The sequence below is a fragment of the Cryobacterium tepidiphilum genome, assembly GCF_003716325.1.
Taxonomy (GTDB): Bacteria; Actinomycetota; Actinomycetes; order Actinomycetales; family Microbacteriaceae; genus Cryobacterium; species Cryobacterium tepidiphilum.
Genome location: NZ_RDSR01000016.1, coordinates 45,006 through 66,950, shown reverse-complemented (window position 1 = coordinate 66,950; position 21,945 = coordinate 45,006). Strand labels below are relative to the sequence as shown.

At 68.1% G+C, this 21,945-nt stretch carries 26 protein-coding genes; 14 read left to right on the top strand and 12 right to left on the bottom strand.

Translation table 11 applies throughout. The features are described from left to right. The 3 genes from EEJ31_RS10180 to EEJ31_RS10170 form a co-directional block, all read right to left on the bottom strand. The coding region (locus EEJ31_RS10180; RefSeq protein WP_123046189.1) for a DUF222 domain-containing protein at positions 1-854 on the bottom strand (854 nt) is incomplete at its 3' end. A gap of 216 nt (positions 855-1,070) precedes the next feature. After that, positions 1,071-1,649, bottom strand: a complete 579-nt coding sequence (locus EEJ31_RS10175) for an NAD-dependent epimerase/dehydratase family protein (RefSeq protein WP_123046188.1) — start codon at positions 1,647-1,649, stop codon at positions 1,071-1,073. Positions 1,650-1,740: 91 nt separating this feature from the next. Continuing rightward, complete coding sequence (locus EEJ31_RS10170; RefSeq protein ID WP_123046187.1) at positions 1,741-2,253, bottom strand: MarR family winged helix-turn-helix transcriptional regulator; 513 nt, start codon at positions 2,251-2,253, stop codon at positions 1,741-1,743. Positions 2,254-2,373: 120 nt separating this feature from the next. Between EEJ31_RS10170 and EEJ31_RS10165 the strand changes: the two genes are divergently transcribed. From EEJ31_RS10165 to EEJ31_RS10135, 7 genes are all read left to right on the top strand, one after another. Then, positions 2,374-3,174 (top strand): SDR family NAD(P)-dependent oxidoreductase, encoded by an 801-nt coding sequence (locus EEJ31_RS10165; protein ID WP_123046200.1) that lies wholly within the window; start codon positions 2,374-2,376, stop codon positions 3,172-3,174. 407 nt (positions 3,175-3,581) lie between these two features. Continuing rightward, positions 3,582-4,151, top strand: coding sequence for a dihydrofolate reductase family protein (locus EEJ31_RS10160; RefSeq protein ID WP_123046186.1), 570 nt, complete (start codon positions 3,582-3,584; stop codon positions 4,149-4,151). A gap of 1 nt (position 4,152) precedes the next feature. Next, positions 4,153-4,755 carry an AAA family ATPase gene (locus EEJ31_RS10155; protein WP_233563843.1) on the top strand — a complete coding sequence of 201 codons (603 nt, stop codon included), beginning with the start codon at positions 4,153-4,155 and terminating at the stop codon, positions 4,753-4,755. A gap of 152 nt (positions 4,756-4,907) precedes the next feature. Continuing rightward, a complete protein-coding gene (locus tag EEJ31_RS10150) occupies positions 4,908-5,258 on the top strand; it encodes a PadR family transcriptional regulator (protein ID WP_123046185.1) in 351 nt (116 codons plus the stop codon). A gap of 2 nt (positions 5,259-5,260) precedes the next feature. Beyond that, positions 5,261-5,626 (top strand): DUF1048 domain-containing protein, encoded by a 366-nt coding sequence (locus EEJ31_RS10145; protein ID WP_123046184.1) that lies wholly within the window; start codon positions 5,261-5,263, stop codon positions 5,624-5,626. 25 nt (positions 5,627-5,651) lie between these two features. Further along, on the top strand, positions 5,652-6,485 hold the full coding sequence (locus tag EEJ31_RS10140; protein ID WP_123046183.1) for an ABC transporter ATP-binding protein: 834 nt from the start codon (positions 5,652-5,654) through the stop codon (positions 6,483-6,485). Further along, on the top strand, positions 6,482-7,246 hold the full coding sequence (locus tag EEJ31_RS10135) for an ABC transporter permease (protein ID WP_123046182.1): 765 nt from the start codon (positions 6,482-6,484) through the stop codon (positions 7,244-7,246). The genes EEJ31_RS10140 and EEJ31_RS10135 overlap by 4 nt, the downstream gene beginning before the upstream one ends. Positions 7,247-7,278: 32 nt before the next feature. Here the strand turns inward: EEJ31_RS10135 and EEJ31_RS10130 are convergent, their stop codons facing one another. The 6 genes from EEJ31_RS10130 to EEJ31_RS10105 form a co-directional block, all read right to left on the bottom strand. After that, entirely contained in the window at positions 7,279-9,684 is a 2,406-nt protein-coding gene (locus tag EEJ31_RS10130; protein ID WP_199727327.1) for an ATP-binding cassette domain-containing protein, read from the bottom strand. Positions 9,685-9,687: 3 nt separating this feature from the next. Further along, positions 9,688-10,098 carry a VOC family protein gene (locus EEJ31_RS10125; protein ID WP_123046181.1) on the bottom strand — a complete coding sequence of 137 codons (411 nt, stop codon included), beginning with the start codon at positions 10,096-10,098 and terminating at the stop codon, positions 9,688-9,690. A 177-nt stretch (positions 10,099-10,275) separates the two neighbouring features. Continuing rightward, the gene (locus EEJ31_RS10120) at positions 10,276-10,893 is read right to left on the bottom strand and encodes a VOC family protein (protein ID WP_123046180.1); all 618 of its coding nucleotides are present in this window, start codon (positions 10,891-10,893) and stop codon (positions 10,276-10,278) included. A gap of 4 nt (positions 10,894-10,897) precedes the next feature. Further along, entirely contained in the window at positions 10,898-11,347 is a 450-nt protein-coding gene (locus tag EEJ31_RS10115) for a helix-turn-helix transcriptional regulator (protein WP_123046179.1), read from the bottom strand. Between the two features lie 44 nt (positions 11,348-11,391). Beyond that, entirely contained in the window at positions 11,392-11,862 is a 471-nt protein-coding gene (locus EEJ31_RS10110) for an SRPBCC family protein (protein ID WP_158603938.1), read from the bottom strand. 71 nt (positions 11,863-11,933) lie between these two features. Beyond that, positions 11,934-12,413: a hypothetical protein gene (locus EEJ31_RS10105; RefSeq protein WP_123046177.1), complete on the bottom strand. Its 480-nt coding sequence runs from the start codon at positions 12,411-12,413 to the stop codon at positions 11,934-11,936. Between the two features lie 102 nt (positions 12,414-12,515). On the opposite strand from EEJ31_RS10105, the gene EEJ31_RS10100 reads away from it, so the two are divergent. The 3 genes from EEJ31_RS10100 to EEJ31_RS10090 all read left to right on the top strand — a co-directional run bounded on the left by EEJ31_RS10100 (position 12,516) and on the right by EEJ31_RS10090 (position 14,302). Beyond that, positions 12,516-13,022, top strand: a complete 507-nt coding sequence (locus EEJ31_RS10100; RefSeq protein ID WP_123046176.1) for a sigma-70 family RNA polymerase sigma factor — start codon at positions 12,516-12,518, stop codon at positions 13,020-13,022. Further along, complete coding sequence (locus EEJ31_RS10095) at positions 13,019-13,723, top strand: anti-sigma factor family protein (RefSeq protein WP_123046175.1); 705 nt, start codon at positions 13,019-13,021, stop codon at positions 13,721-13,723. The genes EEJ31_RS10100 and EEJ31_RS10095 overlap by 4 nt, the downstream gene beginning before the upstream one ends. A gap of 66 nt (positions 13,724-13,789) precedes the next feature. Next, on the top strand, positions 13,790-14,302 hold the full coding sequence (locus tag EEJ31_RS10090) for a COG4315 family predicted lipoprotein (protein ID WP_123046174.1): 513 nt from the start codon (positions 13,790-13,792) through the stop codon (positions 14,300-14,302). Positions 14,303-14,322: 20 nt separating this feature from the next. Here EEJ31_RS10090 and EEJ31_RS10085 read toward each other — a convergent pair whose 3' ends face one another. Then, on the bottom strand, positions 14,323-15,081 hold the full coding sequence (locus EEJ31_RS10085) for an SDR family oxidoreductase (protein WP_123046173.1): 759 nt from the start codon (positions 15,079-15,081) through the stop codon (positions 14,323-14,325). Positions 15,082-15,184: 103 nt separating this feature from the next. Between EEJ31_RS10085 and EEJ31_RS10080 the strand changes: the two genes are divergently transcribed. The 4 genes from EEJ31_RS10080 (at position 15,185) to EEJ31_RS10065 (ending at position 17,965) form a co-directional block, all read left to right on the top strand. After that, positions 15,185-15,658 carry an NfeD family protein gene (locus tag EEJ31_RS10080; RefSeq protein WP_123046172.1) on the top strand — a complete coding sequence of 158 codons (474 nt, stop codon included), beginning with the start codon at positions 15,185-15,187 and terminating at the stop codon, positions 15,656-15,658. Continuing rightward, complete coding sequence (locus EEJ31_RS10075) at positions 15,655-16,617, top strand: SPFH domain-containing protein (RefSeq protein ID WP_123046171.1); 963 nt, start codon at positions 15,655-15,657, stop codon at positions 16,615-16,617. Before EEJ31_RS10080 ends, EEJ31_RS10075 begins: the two co-directional genes overlap by 4 nt. A gap of 13 nt (positions 16,618-16,630) precedes the next feature. Beyond that, on the top strand, positions 16,631-17,386 hold the full coding sequence (locus tag EEJ31_RS10070; protein ID WP_199727326.1) for a glycerophosphodiester phosphodiesterase family protein: 756 nt from the start codon (positions 16,631-16,633) through the stop codon (positions 17,384-17,386). A gap of 213 nt (positions 17,387-17,599) precedes the next feature. Continuing rightward, the gene (locus tag EEJ31_RS10065; protein WP_123046196.1) at positions 17,600-17,965 is read left to right on the top strand and encodes an RNA polymerase-binding protein RbpA; all 366 of its coding nucleotides are present in this window, start codon (positions 17,600-17,602) and stop codon (positions 17,963-17,965) included. On the opposite strand, the gene lnt is transcribed toward EEJ31_RS10065, so the two are convergent. Both lnt and EEJ31_RS10055 read right to left on the bottom strand, forming a co-directional pair. Continuing rightward, positions 17,919-19,493: an apolipoprotein N-acyltransferase gene (lnt, locus tag EEJ31_RS10060; protein ID WP_123046170.1), complete on the bottom strand. Its 1,575-nt coding sequence runs from the start codon at positions 19,491-19,493 to the stop codon at positions 17,919-17,921. The genes EEJ31_RS10065 and lnt overlap by 47 nt on opposite strands. 12 nt (positions 19,494-19,505) lie before the next feature. Beyond that, entirely contained in the window at positions 19,506-21,944 is a 2,439-nt protein-coding gene (locus EEJ31_RS10055; protein ID WP_123046169.1) for a DEAD/DEAH box helicase, read from the bottom strand. Position 21,945: the final 1 nt, after the last annotated feature.

Below are 21,945 nucleotides of genomic sequence, written 5' to 3'. Positions count from 1 at the left end.
TCACCGCGGGCGGCGAGTTCTTCGTCGATGAACGCGACCGGGGCGGTGCGCGGGCTCATATACGCGTCGATGACGCGTTTGGCGGCAGCGGCGGTCTCGGGCATCAGCATTCCCGTCACGGGGATCAGGCCGCCCTGTTCCCGCCCGAAGCGCAGGCCCCGGTTCTGCATGGCCTGCTCTTCGCGGGGCTCTGCCCCGTCGGGGTTGAGGTGCGCTAGCCAGAGGGCCGCCTGGACGCGGGAGAGGTCCGCGGACACCGGCACCCCGCTGTCTTCCCCGCTGTCTTCCCTGCTGTCTTCGCCGCTGGTGCCGGTCGCGGCGGCGACGAGGGCCGCCTCGGCCAGGCCGAGCTGGTCGGGGTGCACGCGCGGCAGTCCCGGGGTGAGCACGGTGATGATCGCGTCCGCCCCATCCAACCCCAGCGCCCCCGCCGCGACCGCCGCGCCGATGACGGGGAACGCGGCCGGGATCGGTTCCCCGGTCAGCGTCATCCCGGACCGGAAGTTCTTGCCGAGCCGGAGCCTTCGCCGCACCGTCGCCCCGGAGACCAGGGTGACGCGCTCCAACAGTTCGACCTCGTTGCGGCAGCCCTTCCGCGTGGAAAGCTTCTTCTCCAGAAGCTCCGGCCGCGACCGGTAACTGATATCCGACGCCACCGCCACGCGGTGCGCGTCCACCAGCCGGCCCAGCTTCTCGACCGCCCCCGCGAAGCGCAGCGCCTGCTCGTCGTTCAACCCGCCGGCCGTCCCCACCGGCACCGTCTCCAGCAGCGTCGCGGTCGTGGCCTCCAACACCCCGATCGGATCAACCTCATCGGGCTGATCGACGTCGGGATCCGAGGCCAGGAGCGTCATCGCACCCGAAACCTCTCCGAGAACAAACCTACGTTGGTGAACATGCCTCAAGTGTAGCAAGGATAGAAGAAGAATGCGAGAGAAGTTCACACAAAGTTGAAGACGTTTTTCGTCGCATCCGTTGTCGACGCGGTTGTTCCCGCAGAAACTGCTCACTCGCGGAAGGGCGGGGTGGCGTGGGGCTGGGCGAGGGCGAGGGGGATGGGAGGGGGAGTGTCAGTCGATGACGACGACTCCCGACGGCGCCCGGAGTAGCTGCACGGTGCGCTCAGCAGCGTGGTCGATGTGGACGCGCGGCCGTGCGGGGACCTCGTCCTGAAAGTAGGTGCCGGGGCCGTAGAACTGTCCATAACGCAGTACGACGCCGTTCGCGGCCAGAACGGCACGCTCAAGGTCGGCGACGGCGGCCGCCCCGGCCGGGTCGGCGAGTTGCCATGCCACGGATTGGGCCAGGAACCTCAGACATCCGCTCTGCCTGGCCGCCTCAAGCAGGTTCTGGTTGCCCTCTGTGCGGATGCGCGCATTCGATAACGCGTAGTCGCGGAGGCTGCCGGCGTCGTCGGGCAGGTCGGTGAGCTCGTTCAGAATGACGTCGGGCGTGAAGTCGCGAACCGCCTCGATGAGTGCCGCGCGGTCGAACACGTCGCACACGATCGGTTCAGCACCGAGGTTCGCCAGCAATGCTCTCTTGCCGGGGGAGCGCGTCATGGCGCCGACCGTGTGGCCGGCAGCGACAAGGAGAGGCACCAGTCGTTGCCCGATCACGCCGGACGCACCGGCAAGGAACACGCGCACGAATCTTCCTCACGCCAGAGATGGATGAGCGGTCATTAGCAGAATAGTGTGACGTCCAAGGGCGACGTGGGGGAGTGGGAGACGCGGACGCTCACAACGTCGGTGGGTCGACCTTCGCGGATGGCGGCGTCCAGACCGGTGCCGTATCGATGGCCTCCGAGATGCTACGGCTGATGACACCGAGTTGCCGTATCTGGCTAGCGGTGAGTGCATCAAAGACGAGCCGGTCGACGAGGGCATGGTGCCCGGGGGTGGACTGTGTGACCTTGACGTGCCCCTCGTTCGTGAGGACTGCCAAAGTGAACCGCCCGTCGGCAGGGTCGATGATGCGGTGAACCCACCCCTTTGCTTCAAGACGGGTGATGGCTCGTGAGAGTCGCGAGAGCGTGGAGCTCGCATAGCCCGCGAGCGTGCTCAGTCGAAGAGTGCGTTCCGGGGCGCTGTCGAGTGCGTAGAGCACGCCATGCTCGAAGTGGGTCAGTCCGCTATCGCGCTGCAGCTGCGCGTCGAGCGCCGTCGGTAGCCGTTCCAGCAGCGTGGCGAGGGAGGCCCACACTTCCAGCCTCTCCGCACTCATCCCGTCAGGTTCCGACTGCATCGACATGACCCAACGCTATGCCGTCACTGCGGGAACTTCAACTTGCTCAAGCAAGTGAGTCGGTGTACGGTTACTTGCCTAGGCAAGTGATTGATGCGCGTTGCGGCCGTGCAGAGCAGGGGAGACATGGAATTCCAGCTACAGGGCAAGACGGCGTTCATCAGCGGATCGAGTGCCGGAATCGGATACGCCATTGCGTCGAGGCTTGCGGACGAGGGCGCGCGGGTCATCGTCAACGGTCGCGACGCCGCGCGGGTCGACAGCGCCGTCACTCGGCTCCGCCGTGCGCATCCCGGCTCGAAGGTGGTCGGACTCGTCGCCGACTTCGGCGACCCCGAGGCAGTGGCCACGCTGCTCGACGCGCTCGATGAGATCGGCGAGATCGACATCCTGGTCAACAACGTCGGACTCTTCGGGCTCGCCACGTTCGAGTCCATCGACGACGATGAATGGGCCCGCTACTTCGACGTCAACGTGATGAGCGGAGTACGGCTTTCTCGGCGTCTCCTCGGCGGCATGGTCGAGCGCGGCTGGGGACGGGTCATCTTCATCAGCAGCGAATCTGGCGTGAACGTGCCTGCCGACATGGTCCATTACGGGGTGACCAAAGCGGCGATGCTCGCCTTGGGTAACGCGCTTGCCAAGCGCACCAGGGGGAGTGCGGTCACCGTCAACACCGTTCTCGGCGGCCCCACGTACTCGGACGGCGTCGCTGCGGCCGTAACGGCGATCGCCGAGTCCCAATCCGTGCCTGTGGACTCGATGAAGGCGGCGATCATGGGGCAGAACGGGACGACGCTCCTGGAGCGCTTCATCACGCCGACGGAGATTGCGAACCTGGTCGCGTACATCGCGAGTCCCTTGGCGTCCGCCACGAACGGAGCCGCGATCCGCGCCGACGGCGGCGTCCTGACCGGCATCCTGTAGTGGCGATCGTCGCGCCCGGTGGGAGCCGTGTCGTGATCGGGGACAGTGTGACGTCGTGTTCTTGACATAATGTACATTATCGGCGCACAATCGCCGCCACCTATGGTCCGCTCGGCAGCCACAACGATGCCGCTCAGCGGCCCAAACGAGTGGCGTCCCGAAGTGCTGGCAAGGGTGCGCGTTGTGTGCGTGTGTAGCGGACTGTTTATGCGGTGAGACGACGGACCCGGAATCACGCTCAGTGATCGGTGCTGCATGAGCCAACGGGTGCTCGGTCTGCAGTCTGGGTCGCACCGCGACGGGATTAAAGTAGGTGCGATCGCGGCGCCGCTGAGAAAATGGCGGCAGTCGTGTGAGTACGGCCCGGTGAACGCGGGACGCGCATCAAGGGAGAGCAACGATACGATATGAGGTCACTCCGATACTCGATCAACGTCACGCTCGACGGCTGCTGCCACCACGAGGCAGGGCTCCCGCCTGACGAAGAGTCGATGCGCTACTGGACCGCTCAGCTGGAGCGAGCCGATGCCCTGCTGTTCGGCCGGGTGACCTACGCGATGATGGAGTCGGCGTGGCGGAAGCCGGCCACGGGCACGTGGCCCGACTGGATGGATGCGTGGCAGCTCCCATTCGCCGAAACCATCCACCGGGCGAAAAAGTACGTCGTGTCGAGCACTCTGGGCGGGGTCGATTGGAATGCCGAGCTGGTGCGCGGCGACGTGGGACGAGCCGTTCAGCGGCTCAAGCAGGAGTCAGGTGAGGGTTTGTGGGTGGGTGGCGTGACGCTCCCCCGGGCGTTGGCAGATCTGGGACTGATCGACGAGTACGAGTTCCTTGTTCAGCCTGTTCTTGCCGGACACGGGCCGACGTTGCTCGCAGGCCTGCGCGAGCGCATTCCGCTCGAGCTTGTGGATCGACAGGATTTCCAATCGGGGGCCGTTGCTCTGCGATACCGGCCCACCCGAGTAGCGGCTTGACGTGAGCGGCAAGCCCGACCCGTGCTCGTCGATGCCCGCCCGGGCCGACGGAGTCCCCACGCGGAATCCGGACACGGCCATCCTGTTCCTCATGGTCGGGCTCCCGGGATCCGGGAAGACAACCCGGGCAAAAGAGCTCGCCGTGACGCATCAGGCGCTCCGGCTGACCCCGGATCACTGGATGGTCGCGCTGTTCGGTGACTCCATGGCCGACGGCAAGCGCTTCGTCCTGGAAGGGCGGCTCATCTCGGTTGCGCTTCAGGCGCTGCGGATGGGCAACAGCGTCGTGCTCGACTTCGGGCTCTGGGGCCGCGATGAACGGTCGGCATTGCGCTGGCTGGCGCAAGCCAACGGTGCCACATGCCGGGTGGTGTACCTCCCCGTGGACAAGGACGTTCAGCTCGCCCGCATCGCACGACGCCAGGAGACCGAACCCCACCAGACGTTCCCGATGAGCGAGGCAGACGTTGACCAGTGGCGCACGCAGTTCCACGTTCCCGACGCCGGAGAACTCGACGGCGGTGAAATCCCCCGTCCGCCCGCAGGATGGCCGGGCTGGGCCGAGTGGGCGGCAGGGCACTGGCCGTCGTGCACCGAGAACTGACCCGCTACGTCGCAACCGGCGCTGAGTGCCCTGGACGCTCCCCCGCGCCCGGAAAGCACGGGCGGTCTCCCCTGTTCCGGTGTTGCGCCGCCGCTATTCGGTGTTACTATCTAGTGGTAGTCAGCGTTACTGAGTAGTGCGGAAGGGGCGCCATGGGCAGGCAGACGACCGAGATGCTGAAGGGCACGCTCGAAGGCATCGTCCTCGCGATCCTCGCCGTGCAGCCGGCATATGGCTACGAGATCACCGCCCGGCTGCGCGAGCAGGGCTTCTCCGACATCGTCGAGGGAACCGTCTATGCACTTCTGGTCAGGATCGAGCAGCGCGGCTTCGTGGACGTGGCGAAAGTCCCGTCAGAGAAGGGGCCGCCGCGCAAGGTGTATTCGCTGAACGCACGGGGCGGCGAGTACCTCGACGAGTTCTGGAGGACCTGGAGGTTTCTTGCGGAACGGATCGAACAGCTCCACCACCACATCGAACACGCCCAGGAAGAGGGAGAGTAATCATGGCCGCAGGATGGATCGAGCGGATGACCGGCTCGCTGGAGGACAAGAAGCGCTGGCGCCAGTACAAGGCTCGCAAGGAACACCTCCCGACGAGCTACCGAACCGCGATCGACGGGCTCGAGCGCTACTTCATGTACGCCGGCGCGATCGTCAAGGGCGATGTATTGATGCAGATGCTCGAGGACCTCGCGGACCTCATCGAGCGTGCGGCCGCCGACGCCACCCCGATCCGCGACATCGTCGGGGACGACCCCGTGGATTTCGCAGACACCTTCATCGAGAACTACTCCGACGGCCAATGGATCAATAAGGAGCGCACGCGCCTGACCGACGCCATCGACCAGGCCGCCGACAACGGCGCGTAGGCGCCCGGAGAACGGAGACCAGGCCATGACCGCCGACAAGGCTCTTCAGCCTTCGATCCGGGTGCGAGGCATCCGGAAATCGTTTCAGAATCTTGACGTTCTGCGAGGCGTCGATTTCGACGTGAGGGCGGGGAGTATCTTCGCGCTTCTCGGCTCGAACGGAGCGGGCAAGACCACGCTGGTGCGGATCCTGTCGACGCTGCTGAAGGCGGACGCGGGCACCGCGACGGTCAACGGCTTCGACGTGGCCGCCCGACCCGGCGATGTGCGGGAGTCGATCAGCCTGACCGGCCAGTTCGCCGCCGTCGACGACGTACTCACCGGGCGCGAGAACCTCCTGCTGGTCGCCAGACTGCGCCATCTGAAGAACCCCGACGAGGTCGCCGACGGCCTGCTCGCCTGCTTCTCGCTCAGCGAAGCGGGGAACCGCAAAGCGGCGACGTACTCCGGCGGCATGCGGCGCCGACTCGACATCGCGATGAGCCTGATCGGCAACCCGCCGATCGTCTTCCTCGACGAACCGACGACGGGCCTCGACCCTGCGGCACGCGTCGAGGTGTGGCAGACCGTCAGGCAACTGGCCAGTGGGGGCACCACGGTCCTGCTCACGACGCAGTACCTCGACGAGGCGGAACACCTCGCCGACCGCATAGCGATCCTGCACAAGGGCACGATCATCCAGAACGGCACCCTCGCGGAACTCAAGCAACTCCTCCCGCCCGCCACGGTCGAACTCGTCGAGAAGGAGCCCTCCCTCGAGGACGTCTTCCTCGCGCTCGTCGCTGACGGCGGAGAGACCGACACCGCCGGAGACGATCGCTCCGACAGCGCCGTCCGTGTACGGAAGGAATCACGATGACCACCCACGTTCTCGGCGACACCGGCGTCTTGACCGGCCGCTCGCTGCGTCACATCCTGCGCAGTCCCGACACGATCATCACCACGGCGGTCACGCCGATCGCGCTGATGCTGCTCTTCGTCTATGTGTTGGGCGGCGCCATCACCACCGGCTCGGACGAGTCGTACGTCAACTACATGCTCCCCGGCATCCTGCTCATCACCATCGCGTCGGGCATCGCATACACGTCGTTCCGCCTGTTCCTCGACCTGCAGGGCGGCATCTTCGAACGCTTCCAATCGATGCCGATCGCGAGGTCGAGCGTGCTCTGGGCGCACGTGTTCACCTCGCTGGTCGCGAACGTGGTCTCGGTCGCGATCGTCACCGGGGTCGCGCTGATCATGGGATTCCGCACCGGAGCATCCGTTGCCGCGTGGCTCGCCGTGGCCGCGATCCTGATCCTGTTCACCCTCGCACTGACCTGGGTCGCCGTGATCGCCGGCCTCACTGCGAAGACCATCGACGGCGCGAGCGCGTTCAGCTACCCATTGATCTTCCTGCCGTTCATCAGTTCGGCGTTCGTGCCGACCAGTTCGATGCCTGGACCCGTCGCCTGGTTCGCCGAGAACCAGCCGGTGACCTCCATCGTGAACACCATCCGGGCCCTGTTCGCCGAGGAGCCGGTCGGCGTCGAAATCTGGGTCGCCCTCGCCTGGCTCGTCGCGGTTTTCGTCGCCGCCTACGCCGTGGCGATCGCCATGTACCGGCGGAAGATCAGCTGAGGCCGGAGCCGCACTCGGCAGCCGGCCGAGTATCAGGCGCCGACGTAGGCGGCCAGGTGCTCCCCGGTGAGCGTCTGGCGATCGGCGACAAGATCGGCGGGCGTGCCCTCGAAGATCACGCGGCCACCGTCATGCCCGGCGCCCGGCCCCAGGTCGATGATCCAGTCCGCGTGCGCCATGACGGCCTGGTGGTGCTCGATCACGATGACCGACTTGCCGGACTCGACGAGGCGGTCCAGCAGGCCGAGCAGCTGCTCGACGTCAGCCAGGTGCAGCCCCGTGGTCGGCTCGTCGAGCACGTAGATGCCGCCCTTCTCCCCCAGGTGTGTGGCGAGTTTGAGGCGCTGCCGCTCCCCGCCGGACAGGGTCGTCAGCGGCTGCCCCAGCGAGACGTACCCGAGCCCCACGTCGGCGAGCCGGCGCAGGACCGCGTGCGCCGCCGGGATGCGCCCCTCCCCTGTTCCGAAGAACTCCTCGGCCTCGGTGACCGACATCCCGAGCACCTCGCTGATGTCGCGGCCGCCCAGACGGTATTCGAGAACGGATGCTTGGAAGCGCTTTCCCTCACACTCCTCGCAGGTCGTCGCCACCCCGGCCATCATCCCCAAGTCGGTGTAGATGACGCCGGCGCCGTTGCACGCCGGGCACGCGCCCTCTGAATTGGGACTGAACAGCGCGGGCTTCACGCCGTTCGCCTTGGCGAAGGCCTTGCGGATCGGCTCGAGCATCCCTGTGTACGTCGCCGGGTTGCTGCGCCGCGAACCCTTGATCGCGCCCTGGTCGATGGTCACGACACCGTCCCGGCCAGACACGGAACCGTGGATGAGCGAGCTCTTGCCGGACCCCGCGACACCCGTGACGACGCATAACAACCCGAGCGGAACGTCGACATCCACGTCCTGCAGATTGTGGGTGCTCGCGCCGCGAACCTGGAGGACGTCCTTCGCGGCGCGATACGACGGCTTCAGCGAGACCTTGTCGTCCAGGTGCCGGCCGGTCAGCGTGCCGCTCCCCCGCAGTCCATCGACGGTGCCCTCGAAGACGACCTCCCCGCCGTCGCTGCCCGCGCCGGGGCCGAGGTCGACGACGTGGTCCGCGATCGCGATGGCCTCCGGCTTGTGCTCCACGACCAGCACGGTGTTGCCCTTGTCGCGCAGTCGCAGCAGCAGGGTGTTCATCCGTTGGATGTCGTGCGGGTGCAGCCCGATCGTCGGCTCGTCGAACACGTAGGTGATGTCGGTCAGCGACGATCCGAGGTGCCGGATCATCTTGGTGCGCTGCGCTTCGCCACCCGACAGGGTGCCCGCCGCGCGGTCCAGCGACAGGTAGCCCAGACCGATCTCGACGAAGGAGTCGAGGGTCTCCCCGAGCGCCCCCAGCAGCGGCGCCACCGACGGCTCGTCCAGGCCGTGGACCCAGGCGGCGAGGTCGCTGATCTGCATGGCGCAGGCATCCGCGATGCTGACGCCGTTGATCTTCGACGACCGCGCCGCGTCACTCAGCCGGGTGCCCTCGCACTCCGGGCACGGGGTGAAGGTGACCGCCCGCTCCACGAAGGCGCGGATGTGCGGCTGCATCGACTCCTTGTCCTTGGAGAGGAACGATTTCTGGATCTTGGGGATCAGGCCCTCGTAGGTGAGGTTGATGCCCTCGACCTTGATCTTGATCGGCTCCTTGTAAAGCAGGTCGTCGAGCTCGCGCTTCGTGTAGTCGCGAATCGGCTTGTCGGGGTCGAACAGTCCGCTGCCGATGAAGATGCGGCCCTGCCAGCCGTCCATGCTGTAGCCCGGAATCGTGAACGCGCCCTCGGCGAGCGACTTGCTGTCGTCGTACAGCGCCGTCACATCGAAGTCGGTGACGGCCCCGAGGCCTTCACAGCGCGGGCACATGCCGCCGGTGATGGAGAAGCTACGTCGCTCCTTCACCGTCTTGCCGCCCTTCTCGAGCGTGACCGCGCCCGCTCCGCTGATAGAGGCGACGTTGAAGGAGAACGCCTGCGGCGACCCGATGTGCGGGCTGCCGAGCCGGCTGAAGACGATGCGCAGCATGGCGTTGGCGTCGGTGGCCGTGCCGACGGTGGAGCGCGGGTTGCCGCCCATCCGCTCCTGGTCGACGAGGATCGCCGTGGTCAGCCCCTCGAGCACGTCGACGTCGGGCCGGGCGAGCGTTGGCATGAAGCCCTGCACGAAGGCGCTGTAGGTCTCATTGATCATCCGCTGCGACTCGGCGGCGATCGTACCGAAGACCAATGAGCTCTTGCCCGAGCCGGAGACGCCCGTGAAGGCGGTCAGCCGTCGCTTCGGGATCTCGACGCTGACGTCCTTGAGGTTGTTGACGCGTGCTCCCTGCACGCGGATCCAGTCGTGCGTGTCGGCCGCAGGCGGACTGGAGACCTGACGGCCGCTCATCGTCTCGGTGCTTGTCGTTTCCGTGCTCATGGCTCAGCGGCGCTCCTGGATCCGGATCATGTTGCCTGCGGGATCCCGGAACGCGCAGTCCCGGGCGCCGTAGGGCTGCTCGGTGGGTTCTTGAACGACCTCGGCGCCGGCGGCTGAGACCGCCTGGAAGGTGTCGTCGAGGTCGTCCGCGGCCAGCAGCAGCCAGCCGTAGGTGCCCTTGGCCATCATCTCCCGGATGACGCGGCGCTCCTCGTCGGTGACGCCCGGATCTGCGGCCGGCGGCGCGAGGAGCACGGAGGTCTCGGGCTGGGCGGCAGGGCCGACCACGATCCAGCGCATCGTGCCGCTCCCGACGTCACTGCGCACCTCGAAGCCGAGACTGTCGCGGTAGAAGGCCACAGACTCGTCCGGGTCGAGGTGCGGCAGCACGGTCGTGTTGATGGTGATGTTCATGCGGTCAGCCTATTGGCGGTCGCGGTAGCGCCGCTTCTCGATTCCTGACCGGTCTCGGTGGCCCGTCGCCCGGCCGGCACCGGCAGAGCCGGCACCGGCTCTGCCGCCCGGGCATCGTCTACCCGTGCCCGCTCGCCCTGCCGTCGCGCTTCGGTGAGCGCGCGGAGCCAGGCCGGGTCACACACGCGGCGTCTCCTCCCAGGCGAATCCGTCGGGGTCGACGAAGGAGCCGGCATCGCCGTGCAGGACGATCCGGTGCGACCCGCTGCCCTCCGGGGAGACGCCGGCGTCCTTGGCGAGGGCGCGTCGCTTGTACAGCCCGAGCGAGACCCGGGACGCGGCGCCGGCGAACTCGACGTAGTTGCTCCCGAAGCTCTTCGCCACACTGAATCCCCGGTCGACGTAGAACTGCTTCGTGGCCTTGACGTCGGCGACGCCGAGCAGGAGGGCGATGCTCTCGACGGTGCGGGAGGCCGGCCCGGTGTTCTTCTTCGCCGAGGTGGCGACCTTCCAGATGGTCCCGTCCGGGTCCTGCAGCACTCCCCCATAGCCCCACAGCGATTTCGCCGTCGGCTTCAGCGAGGACGCGCCGGCGGCGAGGGCGGCGTCGATGAGGGCGTCGACGTTGGCCGGCTGGGACACCAGGAGGGACAGCGTGAAGCCGCGGAAGCCGGTGGTCGGCGCCGTTGCGATGTTGACGTGGATTTCCTGGTCCAGGCCGAAGGCTGCCGTGTAGAAGGACCGGGCGGATGCGATGTTGGCCACCTCAAGGGTGACGGTGTGAAGAGTGGTCATGGACTCAGGCTAGAAGCGGTTCTCCCGCCGGCGCTTCTCGATTCCTGACCGGTCTGGTCACTTGCTTCGCGACGCAGGACGGCATCCCGGCTGTGCCGGCGGCCGACTGGCGCCGGTAGACGCTGGGCGGTACCCCGACCAACTCCGTGAAGCGGGTGCTGAAAGTGCCGAGGGATGCGCAACCGACCGCGTAGCAGACCTCCGTGACGCTCAGGTCGCCCCGGCGCAGCAATGCCATCGCCCGCTCGATGCGCCGGGTCATCAGGTACGAGTACGGTGACTCCCCGTAGGCGACGCGGAATTGCCGGCTGAGATGCCCGGCCGACATGTTGACGCCGCGGGCGAGCGCTTCGACGTCGAGTGGCTTCACGTACTCCCGGTCGATCCGGTCGCGTACGCGCCGAAGCAGCGCGAGGTCGCGCAGGCGTTGCTCATCGCTCGGAATACTGCTCACAAGCCCGATTGTGCCACTCGGCGGGACGGTGTGCCTAGCCTGAGTCAGACGACGTCGACCAAGCGGTCGATGGTGTCGCTCCAGCCTTCGCGGATGCCGCGGGCCAGCCACTCCTGCGCGAACGGGTCGGGCACCGAGTCGGCGACGGTCACCGTCACCGTCATGCGGGTCGCCTCGCCGACCGGGGTGAATGTCACCGTGACGTTCGGGCCGGCATCGAGGTCGTCGGGATCGAGCTCGGGCCAGCCGTCGACGGCTCCCCAGGCGAAGACCAGCCGTTCGTCGGGGACGATCTCCCGGTAGATTCCACCGGTGGTGTAGACCGTCGCGTCCTCCACGACCATCCGTTGCCGCCAGGTGCCGCCGACGCTCGGGTCCACCTCGATCGGGTCATTCGGAATGGGCTGGTGGGGATTGAAGAACCATCCGAGCCTCGCGGGGTCCGTCCAGGCCCGGAACACATGGGATGGCGGGGCGTCGAGGATCCGGGTGAGGCTGAAGCTGCGGTCGGTCACGGCGGTCCCCTTCTCACGAGGAGCCGCCCCTTCCGCGGGTGACGCGAGCCGGACGGCTGGTACAGCACACCCTAGCCGACGACCCCGCTCCACACGGCGCGCGCGCCCGCGTCGCCGATCAACACGATCATGACGACGGATCCCGCGGCGACCACGACCGCCGCCACAGCGAGTGCCGCGCGGATCGCCGTGCGGGTGCGCGGACGCATCCGCTCGCCCCAGCCCGGGCCGTAATGGCTCCAGAGCCACTCGGCGACCGCCACCACGAACAGGCCGATCACCCACGGCAGCAGCATCTCCCCCAGGTCGTGGTGACGCTGGATAGCGGGCGTGACGCCCACGGCTCGCTCAAGCGCCTCCCCGGCCTGCACGGTGATCGGAGTGAGCACGAGCACCACCAGGGCGGCCAGCGGCGTGACGATGCCGAGCCGCCTGGCCGCCACCGGCCAGAGCGCGTGCAGCGCGACGGCCCCGGCCGTCAGCGGCACCAGAACGACGACGGCGTGATTGAGCAGGATGTGCAGTGGCAGGCCTGCGACGGTGTAGTCCATACTCAGGAAACGGGATACGGGCCCGGATGGTTCAGGTGAACCGGCAGGCCCTGCACATCGTGTCCTCCTCGGATGCGTGTGCGCCCGGTGAGGAGGAGCGGAATGCCTGACGACGAGGCCGCCCTGCTCCGGGCGCTGTACGACGAGCACGCCGGTGCGCTCTGGCGCTACGTCGTGCACCTCACCGGCGACCGCGCCCTGGCCGACGACATCGTGCAGGAGACGCTGGTTCGCGCGTGGCGAAAGCCCTCGGTCCTCGACCAGCGCGACGCATCCGCCCGTGCCTGGCTCTTCACCGTCGCCCGCCACCTCGTCATCGACGGTACCCGCAGCGCGCAGCGTCGCCACGAGATCGACCTCGAGGCGCTGCCCGAGCAGGTGAGCGCCGATGAGACGGACGCCCTGCTCGACTCCTGGCTGATAGCGGATGCGCTTGCCGCGCTCTCCGCGGAACATCGCTTCGTCATCGTGCACGCGTACTACGGCGGCCGCACGGTCGCGGAGATCGCGCGGCAACTCGACATACCGGAAGGAACCGTGAAGTCACGATTGCACTACGGGCTCCGTGCCCTCCGGCTCGCACTCCAGGAGATGGGGGTGACCCGATGAACGACCACGAGCCGTATGAGCAGTGGGATGCCGCCTACCTGCTGGGCGCGCTCAGTCCGGCGGAGCGCCGCGAATTCGAGGAACACCTCGACGGATGCGAGCGGTGCAGCAGCACCGTCGCCGAACTCGCGGCGATGCCCGCCCTGCTCGGCGCCCTGCCGGCCGATGCCGCATTGGCGCTGGCAGACCGGCCGACGAAGCCGGCGGCCGCGGTCTCGGCGGGTCAACCGTCGGCGGACCTGCTCCCCCGGCTCCTCGCCCGGCTGCGGCGGCGGCGTCGCACCCGCCGCTGGGTCGTCGCGGGCGCCGGTGCCCTGGCTGCCGCGACGGTCGCGGTCGGCCTTATCCTGCCATCCGCCCTCGGCGGCACGGGAGAGCGGCCGACGACGACGATCGCCCTGCAGCGGGAGGCGGCCGTTCCGCTGCGGGCCAGCATCGAACTGACCAGCGTGCCCTGGGGCACGCGCCTGGCGATGACCTGCACCTATGAGAGCTCTCGCAGCCCGGCGTACACCCACCGGTACGCCCTGTACGTCGTGCCGCGCTCCGGAGAAGCCGTTCCGGTGTCTACCTGGAACGCCGTACCGGGCCAGACCGTGCACACCGCCGGGTCGATGGCCCTCGCTGTCGGCGATGTCGAGCGGATCGAACTGCGTGATGCCATCAGCCAGGATGTGCTGCTTTCGCGCACCGTCGGGTGAACCCCGGCCCCCTCTGCAACGTGCACTCCTTGAGGCGGTGCAGCCGCCGTAGAGGAAGGGAATCCCATGAGAACACGACACGGTTTCCTCATCGTCGCGGCACTCGCGACGATAGGGCTGGCCGGATGCGCACCGGGCGGGAGCAACGCCGGTGGCGGAACGACGGGGGCGACGTCATCCCCCGCGCCTGAGATGTCCAGTGGGTCGTCCGACCTGGCCACGGCGTCGACGCCGCTCGGAACCGTGGTCGTCGACGCAGCGGGCATGACGGTCTACGTCTTCGACAAGGACACCGCGGGCAGCGGAACCAGTGCGTGCACCGGCGCGTGCCTGGCCAACTGGCCACCGGTCACCACCACGGCGTCGACACCGACCGCCGACGGCGTGACGGGCGCCCTGGGAACGATACAGACGCCCAACGGCAAGATGCAGGTGACCCTCCAGGGACTCCCGCTCTACACGTACGCCGGCGACAAGGCCGCGGGCGACGTCACGGGCCAGGGCGTGAAGAACATCTGGTGGGCCGTGGCCCCGAGCGGAGAGAAGGTGACGCAGGCGTCGACCGGCACCGGATACTGACGGGCATGCCGCCGCGAGGCTCAGGCGAAGTCGGAGGTGTCGCCGACGTACCGGGTGTGGTCGTCCGGAACGGGTTCGACGGCGGCACGCACGATCTCCGCCGCGAACTCGCTCACGTTGTAGAGCTTGCCGGCCGATTCCTTGCGGGCGTTGATGGCGCCGGGGTTCGCCCGCTCCAGCAGCGTCGCGGTGATCGTGCCCTCGATCATGTCGCCGGACACCACGACGAACTCGATCCCGCGCTGGTCCAGCTCGGGGATGAGCGCGCGCAGTGCGTCCTCCCCGGCGCGCTTGCTGCGCGCCACCGGCTCGTACTCCGGCATAGTCGGCGTGCTCTCGATGAAGTGCGCCTGGTGGCTGGTCACGAAGACGACACGGGCGCCCTCACCCAGCAGCGGCAGCGCCGCCTTCAGCAGGCCGACCTGCGCGTCACGGTTGAGCGTCATGGCGTAGTCCTCGGCCATGCCGCTCTCCATGCCGCCGGAGGCGTTCATGACGAGCACGTCGAGCCCGTCGTACGCGGCCCGCACCTGCTCGAACATGCCGGCCACGGCATCCGCGTCGGTGAGGTCGGCGCCCACGGTGATGGCCGTGCCGCCCTCGGCTTCGATGGCGTCCGCGATCTTCGTCGCACGGGCCTGCTTGCTGCGGTAGTTGATGACGACCCGCGCCCCGGCCTCCGCGAAGTAGCGGATGGTGTCGGCGCCGATGCCGCGGGAGGATCCGGTGACCAGGACGCGCAGCCCCTCGAGTGAACCTGCAGCGAGTGGATTGGCCACGAAAACTCCTTCTGATCCGGGTGCATTTGCCCAAACCGACACTACCAAGAACCCGAACTGCTAACGTCACAGTGAGCGACTACGGGGCCGCGAGGGGGAAGCCATGACAGCATTCATCGCCGACTACGGGTGGATCGCGTGGCTCGTCGTGATCCTCCTGTTCATCACCATCGAGATAGCGACCCTGGAACTGACCTTCCTCATGCTCGCGATCGGAAGCGTCGGTGGTCTGATCTCCGGATTCCTGGGCGCCCCATGGTGGTTGCAGCTCGTCATCGCGGCGATCCTCGCCGTCGTGCTCCTGTTCGGCATCAAGCCGCCCCTCCTCCGCGCCCTGAAGCAGGGCGGAGACCCGGCACGTTCCAACGTGGAAGCGCTCCTCGGCATGGGTGGCCGCGTGGTGCAGTCGATCGGAGCCACCGGCGGTCAGGTCCGTCTCGACAACGGCGAGACCTGGACGGCGCGCCTCTCCCCCGGCATCGTCGCCCAGGTGGTCGAACCCGGCGAACACGTGCTCGTCGCCGCGGTCGACGGTGCGACCGTGATGGTCATCCCCAATGAAAGGACCCCGCTATGACTGACGTCGGCAGCATCATCGGAACGATCGTGCTGATCGTCGTGATCGTCGCGCTGATCATCTTCGTGATCGTGACGCTCTTCAAGTCGATCCGCATCATTCCTCAGGCCAGCAATGGCGTCGTCGAACGACTTGGCCGGTACCACAAGACGCTCACGCCGGGCCTCAACCTGCTGATCCCCTTCATCGACCGGCTCCGCCCGCTCATCGACATGCGCGAGCAGGTGGTGTCCTTCCCGCCGCAACCGGTGATCACCGAAGACAACCTCGTGGTGTCCATTGACACGGTGGTCTATTTCCAGGTGACGGATGCGCGCGCCGCCACCTACGAGATCGCCAACTACCTCGGGGCGGTCGAGCAGCTCACGACCACGACGCTCCGCAACGTGGTGGGCGGGCTCAACCTCGAGGAGGCACTCACCAGCCGCGACAACATCAACGGCCAGTTGCGCGTGGTGCTCGACGAAGCGACAGGCAAATGGGGAATCCGCGTCGGGCGGGTGGAGCTGAAAGCCATTGAACCGCCCCTCTCGATCCAGGACTCCATGGAGAAGCAGATGCGCGCCGAGCGTGACCGCCGTGCGTTGATCCTCACTGCCGAGGGCACCAAGCAGTCCGCCATCCTCACCGCCGAGGGCGCCCGGCAAGCCGCGATCCTCTCGGCCGAGGGCGACGCGAAGGCGGCTGTTCTCCGCGCCGAGGGTGAGGCCAAGGCCATCACCACGGTGTTCCAGGCCATCCACGACGGCGACCCCGACCCGAAACTGCTGGCCTACCAGTACCTCCTCACGTTGCCGAAGCTCGCCGAGGGCGCCTCCAACAAGCTGTGGATCGTGCCGAGCGAACTCACGGAAGCCATGAAGGGCATCGGCCACGGTTTCGGCCACGTCGCCGGCGCGGGCGCACCATCAGCCGCACCGGCCGGCACCACTCCCGCCGCTGCGTCCGGGCAGCGGTAGGGCGGGGCTGCCGGTGGGCTCCCGGTTCCTGGCATCCGCCACGCCCCGGGTCTTGGCCCACCGTGGCCTGGCCATTGACGCACCCGAGAACACCCTGCTCGCCTTCGCCCGGGCGCTGGCGGCAGGCGCAACGCACCTCGAGACCGACGTGCAGCTCAGTCGCGACGGACATCCGGTGATCAGTCACGATCCGGTCGTCCAGACGGCGGGAGAGCCGCCGCTTCGCATCGACCGGATGCGGTTGGCGGACCTGCAGCGGATCGACCTGGGGCAGGGCGAAACCCTCCCCTCCCTCTCGGAAGCGCTCGCCCGATTTCCCGACGCCCTGTTCAACATCGACATCAAGGCCCCGTCTGCGGCGGAGGCCGTCGCGACGGTGGTGCGTGACGCCGGCGCGGTCGACCGGGTGCTGCTCACCTCCTTCTCCGACGCGACCCGCCTCCGCGCGGTGTCCCTGCTGCCCGGGGTGGCCTCCTCCCCCGGTGCCGCACGGCTGCGCCTGGTCGTGCCGGCGGCGCGTGCCGGCTCGCGTCAGGTCACGGCCCGGGCGCTCCGCGGCTGCGTCGCGGTGCAGGTACCCGAACGGACCCGGGCGCTGCGCATCGTGACCCCCTCCTTCATCCGGGCGATGCACGACGCCGGAGTGGAGGTGCACGTGTGGACGGTCAACGAGCCGGCCGACATGGCACGCCTGCTCGACTGGGGCGTTGACGGCCTCGTGACCGACCGCTGCGACCTCGCCGCTGAGGTGATCGCCTCCCGCACCTGATCACTCCTCGTCGCGTGCCCTCACCGGGCCGCGTTCCCGCGAGTGCGGGCAAAACGCCGCCGGCGGGCTCGAAGGACGGCGGAACGGCCGCACCCGTGAAGGGGTCCCGGCGACTGCCCAGCCTGTGAGTTGCCTCCCAGTAACGGCGCCGCGGAAAGAGAACGCACAGCTTGGTGGTTTAAAACAGGGTACGGACCGGGAGAGGAGAACATGATGGCGGATCGTAGTTTGCGTGGGATGAGGTTGGGGGCCCAGAGCATGCAGAGCGAAGAGGGTGTCACGTTCTCCCCGCGCGTGAGCCACACCTACCTATGCGCCCACTGTGGCCGCGAGACCGTCATGGTCTTCTCGGCCGAAGCCGAGGCGCCGGAGGAATGGGAGTGCAAGTACTGCGCCCACACCGCCACCCTGCTCGTGAACTCCCAGCCCGTGACGGTCGACCACTCCGACGAGAAGGTCGCCCGCACCCACTGGGACATGCTGCTCGAGCGCCGCACGCGGGCCGAACTGGAGGAATTGCTCGAAGAGCGCCTCAACGTCCTGCGCGCGCGGCGCGGCCAGCATAAAATCGGCGCCTGATACCGAAGGCTGACCGGGTTCGCCGCGCTTCCACGAGGCACAGCGCGAACCCGGCAAGGCCGAGGCCCGATACCAGCCACTCGATCTGGCGACCGACCAGCATCGCGGGCGTGACCGTGTCGCTCAGCGGCACCGTCTGCACCATCGACCCGGGAACCCAGGTCGGGAGCCGGTCGATCGTGGAGCCGTCGGGAGCGATGATCGCGCTCGTGCCGACGGTCGAGATGTTCACCACCGTGCGGCCCGCCTCCATCGCACGCAGACGGGCGATCGCGAGCTGCTGCACGTTCTCGTCGGTGTGGCCGAAGTCCGCGTTGTTGGTCTGGGCGAGGATGATGTCGGCGTGCCCGTCGATCATGTCGTGGACGAGTTGGTCGTCGGCGATGTCGAAGCAAATGCTGATGCCGGCCCGGATGCCGTTGATGTCGAAGATGTTGTCGCGCGTGCCGATGGCGTAGTCCCGGCTGATCAGGTCGATCAGGTCGGGCGCGAACGGCCGCCAGAACGCGCGGTCGGGCACATATTCGGCGAAGGGCACCGGGTGGGCCTTGTCGTACCAGTCGACGGCGCCCTGCCCGGCTTTCCAGAGCAGCGATGTGTTGTAGAACGAGCCGTCGCGGTGTGTGATGGTCCCCGCGATGATCGGGGCGTCCATGGCGTCGGAGAGGTAGTCCAGCACCTTCGCCGCCTGCGGGTACCGGGTGGGGTCGATGTCGCTGCCGTTCTCGGGCCACACCACAAAATCGACCTTCTCCCCCACCAGCGGGAGGGTGGCGGCGGCGTGGTCGTTCAGGATCTGCCCGGGAGCGGTCTGGGCGAACAAGCCGGCATCCGATGCGCCCTGCACGGCGGCGAGGCGCGTGGTTCCGGACTGATGCACGGGCCAGGCGGGAACCAGGAGCAGCAGCGCGATGGCTGCCACGGGAATCGCCAGGCGGCGAAGCAGCGCCATGCCCTGCTCCCGGACCAGCTGCACGCCGAGGGCGGCGAGCCACACCACGATGAAACTGAGCCCGGAGAAGCCCACCCAGGCGACGAGGGAACCGAACGGGCTCTCCGACTGACTGAGCGCCACCCGCCCCCACGCAAAGCCGCCGTACGGCCACACCGCCGTCAGCGCCTCCCGCGCCGTCCAGAGGCCGGCGACGACGACGGGCACCACGCCGAGGCGTCCCCAGGTGCTCGGCCAGAGCCGGGGACCCACCCGGAGCACCACCGCAATCAGCGACATCCCCACCGCGAAGAACAGCGACTCGATGCCGGCAAGCCCGAGCCACGGCACCGCCCCCAGGTACAGGGTGATCCAGATGATGTGGGTCAGCCAGAACGACAGTCCCGCAACGAGCCCCACCAGGAGCCCGGACCACGCGCCGCGGCCGAGCAGCGCGGCCAGCATCGCGGCGACACCGACCGGGGCGAGCGCCCACCAGTTCTGGTCGGGGAAGCCGGCGTCGAGAACCGGCCCCGCGGCAGCGGCCATCACGAGGGATGCCCACAGCGGCATACGTCCTCGGTGCTGCGCCTTCATCACCCCGACAGCTTAAGCGACGGAGCTGTATGCCACGATTCCGCGGCGGATGGCATCCATCGCCAGCCGCGCCGTGCGACCCACCGGCCCGTCGGCGACCAGTGACAGCTGGTCCAGCAGGTCGACCGTCTGCTTCGTCCAGCGCACGAAGTCTCCGGCCGCCATCTCCGCCTCATCCAGCACCTCGGTGAGCGTCGCGCCGCGGGCCCACTTCCACATCGCCAGGCACAGTCCCACGGCCAGCGGATCGCTGCCCGGCAGGCGATGGTCGCGTTCGAGGTCGTCGAGCCTGCTCCAGAGGTCCTGCGTCTCCGACAGCGCCTCGCGGAACGGGCCGCGCGGCAGGTACCGCTCATCGGTGAGCCCCTCATCGCGGCGTGGTTCGAAGACCAGGGCGCAGGCGAGGGCGGCGAGGCTCGGCACGTCGAGTCGGTCCCACAGGCCGCGGCGCAGCGACTCGGCCACGAGAAGGTCCCGCTCCCCGTAGATCCGCCGCAGCACCTGGCCGCTATCGCCCACCTCGAGCTGCCCGCTGCCCTTCGGCACGAGGTACCCGAGGCCCAGGAGCACCTCGGTGACCCGGTCGAAGATGCGGGCCACGGCGCCGGTGCGCGACGCGATCTGCTGGCTGAGCGCATCCGTCTGCTTCGTGAGTCGCCACCAGCGCTCCGCCCAGCGGGCGTGTTGCTCCCGCTCCGGGCAGCTGTGGCAGGGGTGCGACTTCAGCCGCTTGCGCAAGGAGGTGAGCTCCCGCTGGCGCTTGTCGCGCTGCGCCCGGCTCAGCTGGTCGGTGTTGGTGCGCTCCAGGTCGGTGAGCTTGCGACGGATGCCGGAATACTCGGTGAAGTCGCCCAGGTGACAGGTCATCGACCTGGCGTACCCGGCGAGCGACTCCTCCTGCTGGCGCACCTTCCGTGCCAGGTCCACGACGGCACGGTCGGCCTGGAACTGGGCGAAGGACGACTCCAGGACGAGCCGTGTGCGCTCACGCCCGAACTGGTCGATCAGGTTCACGGCCATGTTGTAGGTGGGCTTGAAGCTGGAATTGAGCGGGTAGGTGCGGCGGGAGGCGAGGGAGGCGACGGCCTGCGGGTCGAGACCCTGCTGCCACTGGATCACGGAGTGGCCCTCGACGTCGATGCCGCGGCGCCCAGCGCGTCCTGTGAGCTGCGTGTACTCCCCGGGCGTGATGGGCACGCGCGCCTCGCCGTTGAACTTCTCCAACTTCTCCAGGACGACCGTGCGCGCGGGCATGTTGATGCCGAGCGCCAGCGTCTCGGTGGCGAAGACGGCCTTCACCAGCTTCTTCTGGAAGAGTTCCTCGACGACCTCCTTGAACGCCGGGAGCATGCCCGCGTGGTGCGCTGCGACTCCCCGCTCCAGGCCCTCGAGCCATTCCCAGTACCCCAGCACGGCCAGGTCTTCGTCCCGCAGCGTGCGACAACGCTCGTCGACGATCTGCCGGATCTCTTCGCGCTCGTGCGCCTCGGTCAGGCGTACGCCGGCGCGCAGCACCTGCCGCACGGCCTGGTCGCAGCCGGCGCGGCTGAAGATGAAGAAGATCGCCGGGAGCAGGTGCTTGCCGCCCAGCATCTCCACGATGCCGGCGCGGTCCATCCTGCCCGCGTCGAACCGCCCGTGCTCGTGGTAGCGGCCCCGATCACCGCCGCGCCGGCCCGGTGCGGAGCGGGAGGAGCTGTTCCGGCCTCCGAACTGCGCGAGCCGCACCAGTTCCGGGTTCACGCGGTGCGTGGCGGCCAGACCCGAGGAGTCGAAGAGGTCGAGCATCTTGTTGCTCACCAGCACGTGCTGCTCCAGCGGCACCGGGCGATCCTCCGAGACGATGACGTCGGTCTCGCCGCGCACCGCCTGCAGCCAGTCGCCGAACTCCTCGGCGTTCGACACCGTCGCGCTCAACGAGACGAGGCGGACGCTCTGTGGGAGGTGGATGATGACCTCCTCCCACACCGCGCCCCGGAACCGGTCCGCGAGGTAGTGAACCTCGTCCATCACGACGAAGGCGAGGTCGGTGAGCAGGTCGGAGTCGGCGTAGAGCATGTTGCGCAGCACCTCGGTGGTCATCACCACGATGCGGCCCTGCGAATTGATGTTGGTGTCGCCGGTGAGGAGTCCGACGTGCTCGGCGCCGTACTCGGCGGTGAACTCCTGGAACTTCTGGTTGCTGAGCGCCTTCATCGGGGCGGTGTAGAAGATCTTCGCCGAGCGGTCCTGCATGGCCAGGTACGCGGCGAACTCGGCGACGACGGTCTTGCCCGCTCCCGTGGGTGCGGCGACGAGCACGCTCTTGCCGGCTTCCAGGGAGGAGGCCGCGGCGAGCTGGAATGGGTCCAGGTCGAAGCGGAGGCGTTCCCGGAAGGAAGCGAGGTGGGGCTTTCCCGCCCTGGCTTTCGCTGCCGCGAAGCGTTCGGCGGGGGAAAGGACCTCACTCATG

What these genes read in the sequence shown, in the direction of transcription:
- EEJ31_RS10170 (WP_123046187.1), bottom strand. Translation starts at nt 2,253, where the DNA reads ATGTCGATGCAGTCGGAACCTGACGGGATGAGTGCGGAGAGGCTGGAA.
- EEJ31_RS10165 (WP_123046200.1), top strand. Translation starts at nt 2,374, where the DNA reads ATGGAATTCCAGCTACAGGGCAAGACGGCGTTCATCAGCGGATCGAGT.
- EEJ31_RS10160 (WP_123046186.1), top strand. Translation starts at nt 3,582, where the DNA reads ATGAGGTCACTCCGATACTCGATCAACGTCACGCTCGACGGCTGCTGC.
- EEJ31_RS10150 (WP_123046185.1), top strand. Translation starts at nt 4,908, where the DNA reads ATGGGCAGGCAGACGACCGAGATGCTGAAGGGCACGCTCGAAGGCATC.
- EEJ31_RS10145 (WP_123046184.1), top strand. Translation starts at nt 5,261, where the DNA reads ATGGCCGCAGGATGGATCGAGCGGATGACCGGCTCGCTGGAGGACAAG.
- EEJ31_RS10140 (WP_123046183.1), top strand. Translation starts at nt 5,652, where the DNA reads ATGACCGCCGACAAGGCTCTTCAGCCTTCGATCCGGGTGCGAGGCATC.
- EEJ31_RS10135 (WP_123046182.1), top strand. Translation starts at nt 6,482, where the DNA reads ATGACCACCCACGTTCTCGGCGACACCGGCGTCTTGACCGGCCGCTCG.
- EEJ31_RS10130 (WP_199727327.1), bottom strand. Translation starts at nt 9,684, where the DNA reads ATGAGCACGGAAACGACAAGCACCGAGACGATGAGCGGCCGTCAGGTC.
- EEJ31_RS10125 (WP_123046181.1), bottom strand. Translation starts at nt 10,098, where the DNA reads ATGAACATCACCATCAACACGACCGTGCTGCCGCACCTCGACCCGGAC.
- EEJ31_RS10120 (WP_123046180.1), bottom strand. Translation starts at nt 10,893, where the DNA reads ATGACCACTCTTCACACCGTCACCCTTGAGGTGGCCAACATCGCATCC.
- EEJ31_RS10105 (WP_123046177.1), bottom strand. Translation starts at nt 12,413, where the DNA reads ATGGACTACACCGTCGCAGGCCTGCCACTGCACATCCTGCTCAATCAC.
- EEJ31_RS10100 (WP_123046176.1), top strand. Translation starts at nt 12,516, where the DNA reads ATGCCTGACGACGAGGCCGCCCTGCTCCGGGCGCTGTACGACGAGCAC.
- EEJ31_RS10095 (WP_123046175.1), top strand. Translation starts at nt 13,019, where the DNA reads ATGAACGACCACGAGCCGTATGAGCAGTGGGATGCCGCCTACCTGCTG.
- EEJ31_RS10090 (WP_123046174.1), top strand. Translation starts at nt 13,790, where the DNA reads ATGAGAACACGACACGGTTTCCTCATCGTCGCGGCACTCGCGACGATA.
- EEJ31_RS10080 (WP_123046172.1), top strand. Translation starts at nt 15,185, where the DNA reads ATGACAGCATTCATCGCCGACTACGGGTGGATCGCGTGGCTCGTCGTG.
- EEJ31_RS10075 (WP_123046171.1), top strand. Translation starts at nt 15,655, where the DNA reads ATGACTGACGTCGGCAGCATCATCGGAACGATCGTGCTGATCGTCGTG.
- EEJ31_RS10065 (WP_123046196.1), top strand. Translation starts at nt 17,600, where the DNA reads ATGGCGGATCGTAGTTTGCGTGGGATGAGGTTGGGGGCCCAGAGCATG.
- lnt (WP_123046170.1), bottom strand. Translation starts at nt 19,493, where the DNA reads ATGAAGGCGCAGCACCGAGGACGTATGCCGCTGTGGGCATCCCTCGTG.
- EEJ31_RS10055 (WP_123046169.1), bottom strand. Translation starts at nt 21,944, where the DNA reads ATGAGTGAGGTCCTTTCCCCCGCCGAACGCTTCGCGGCAGCGAAAGCC.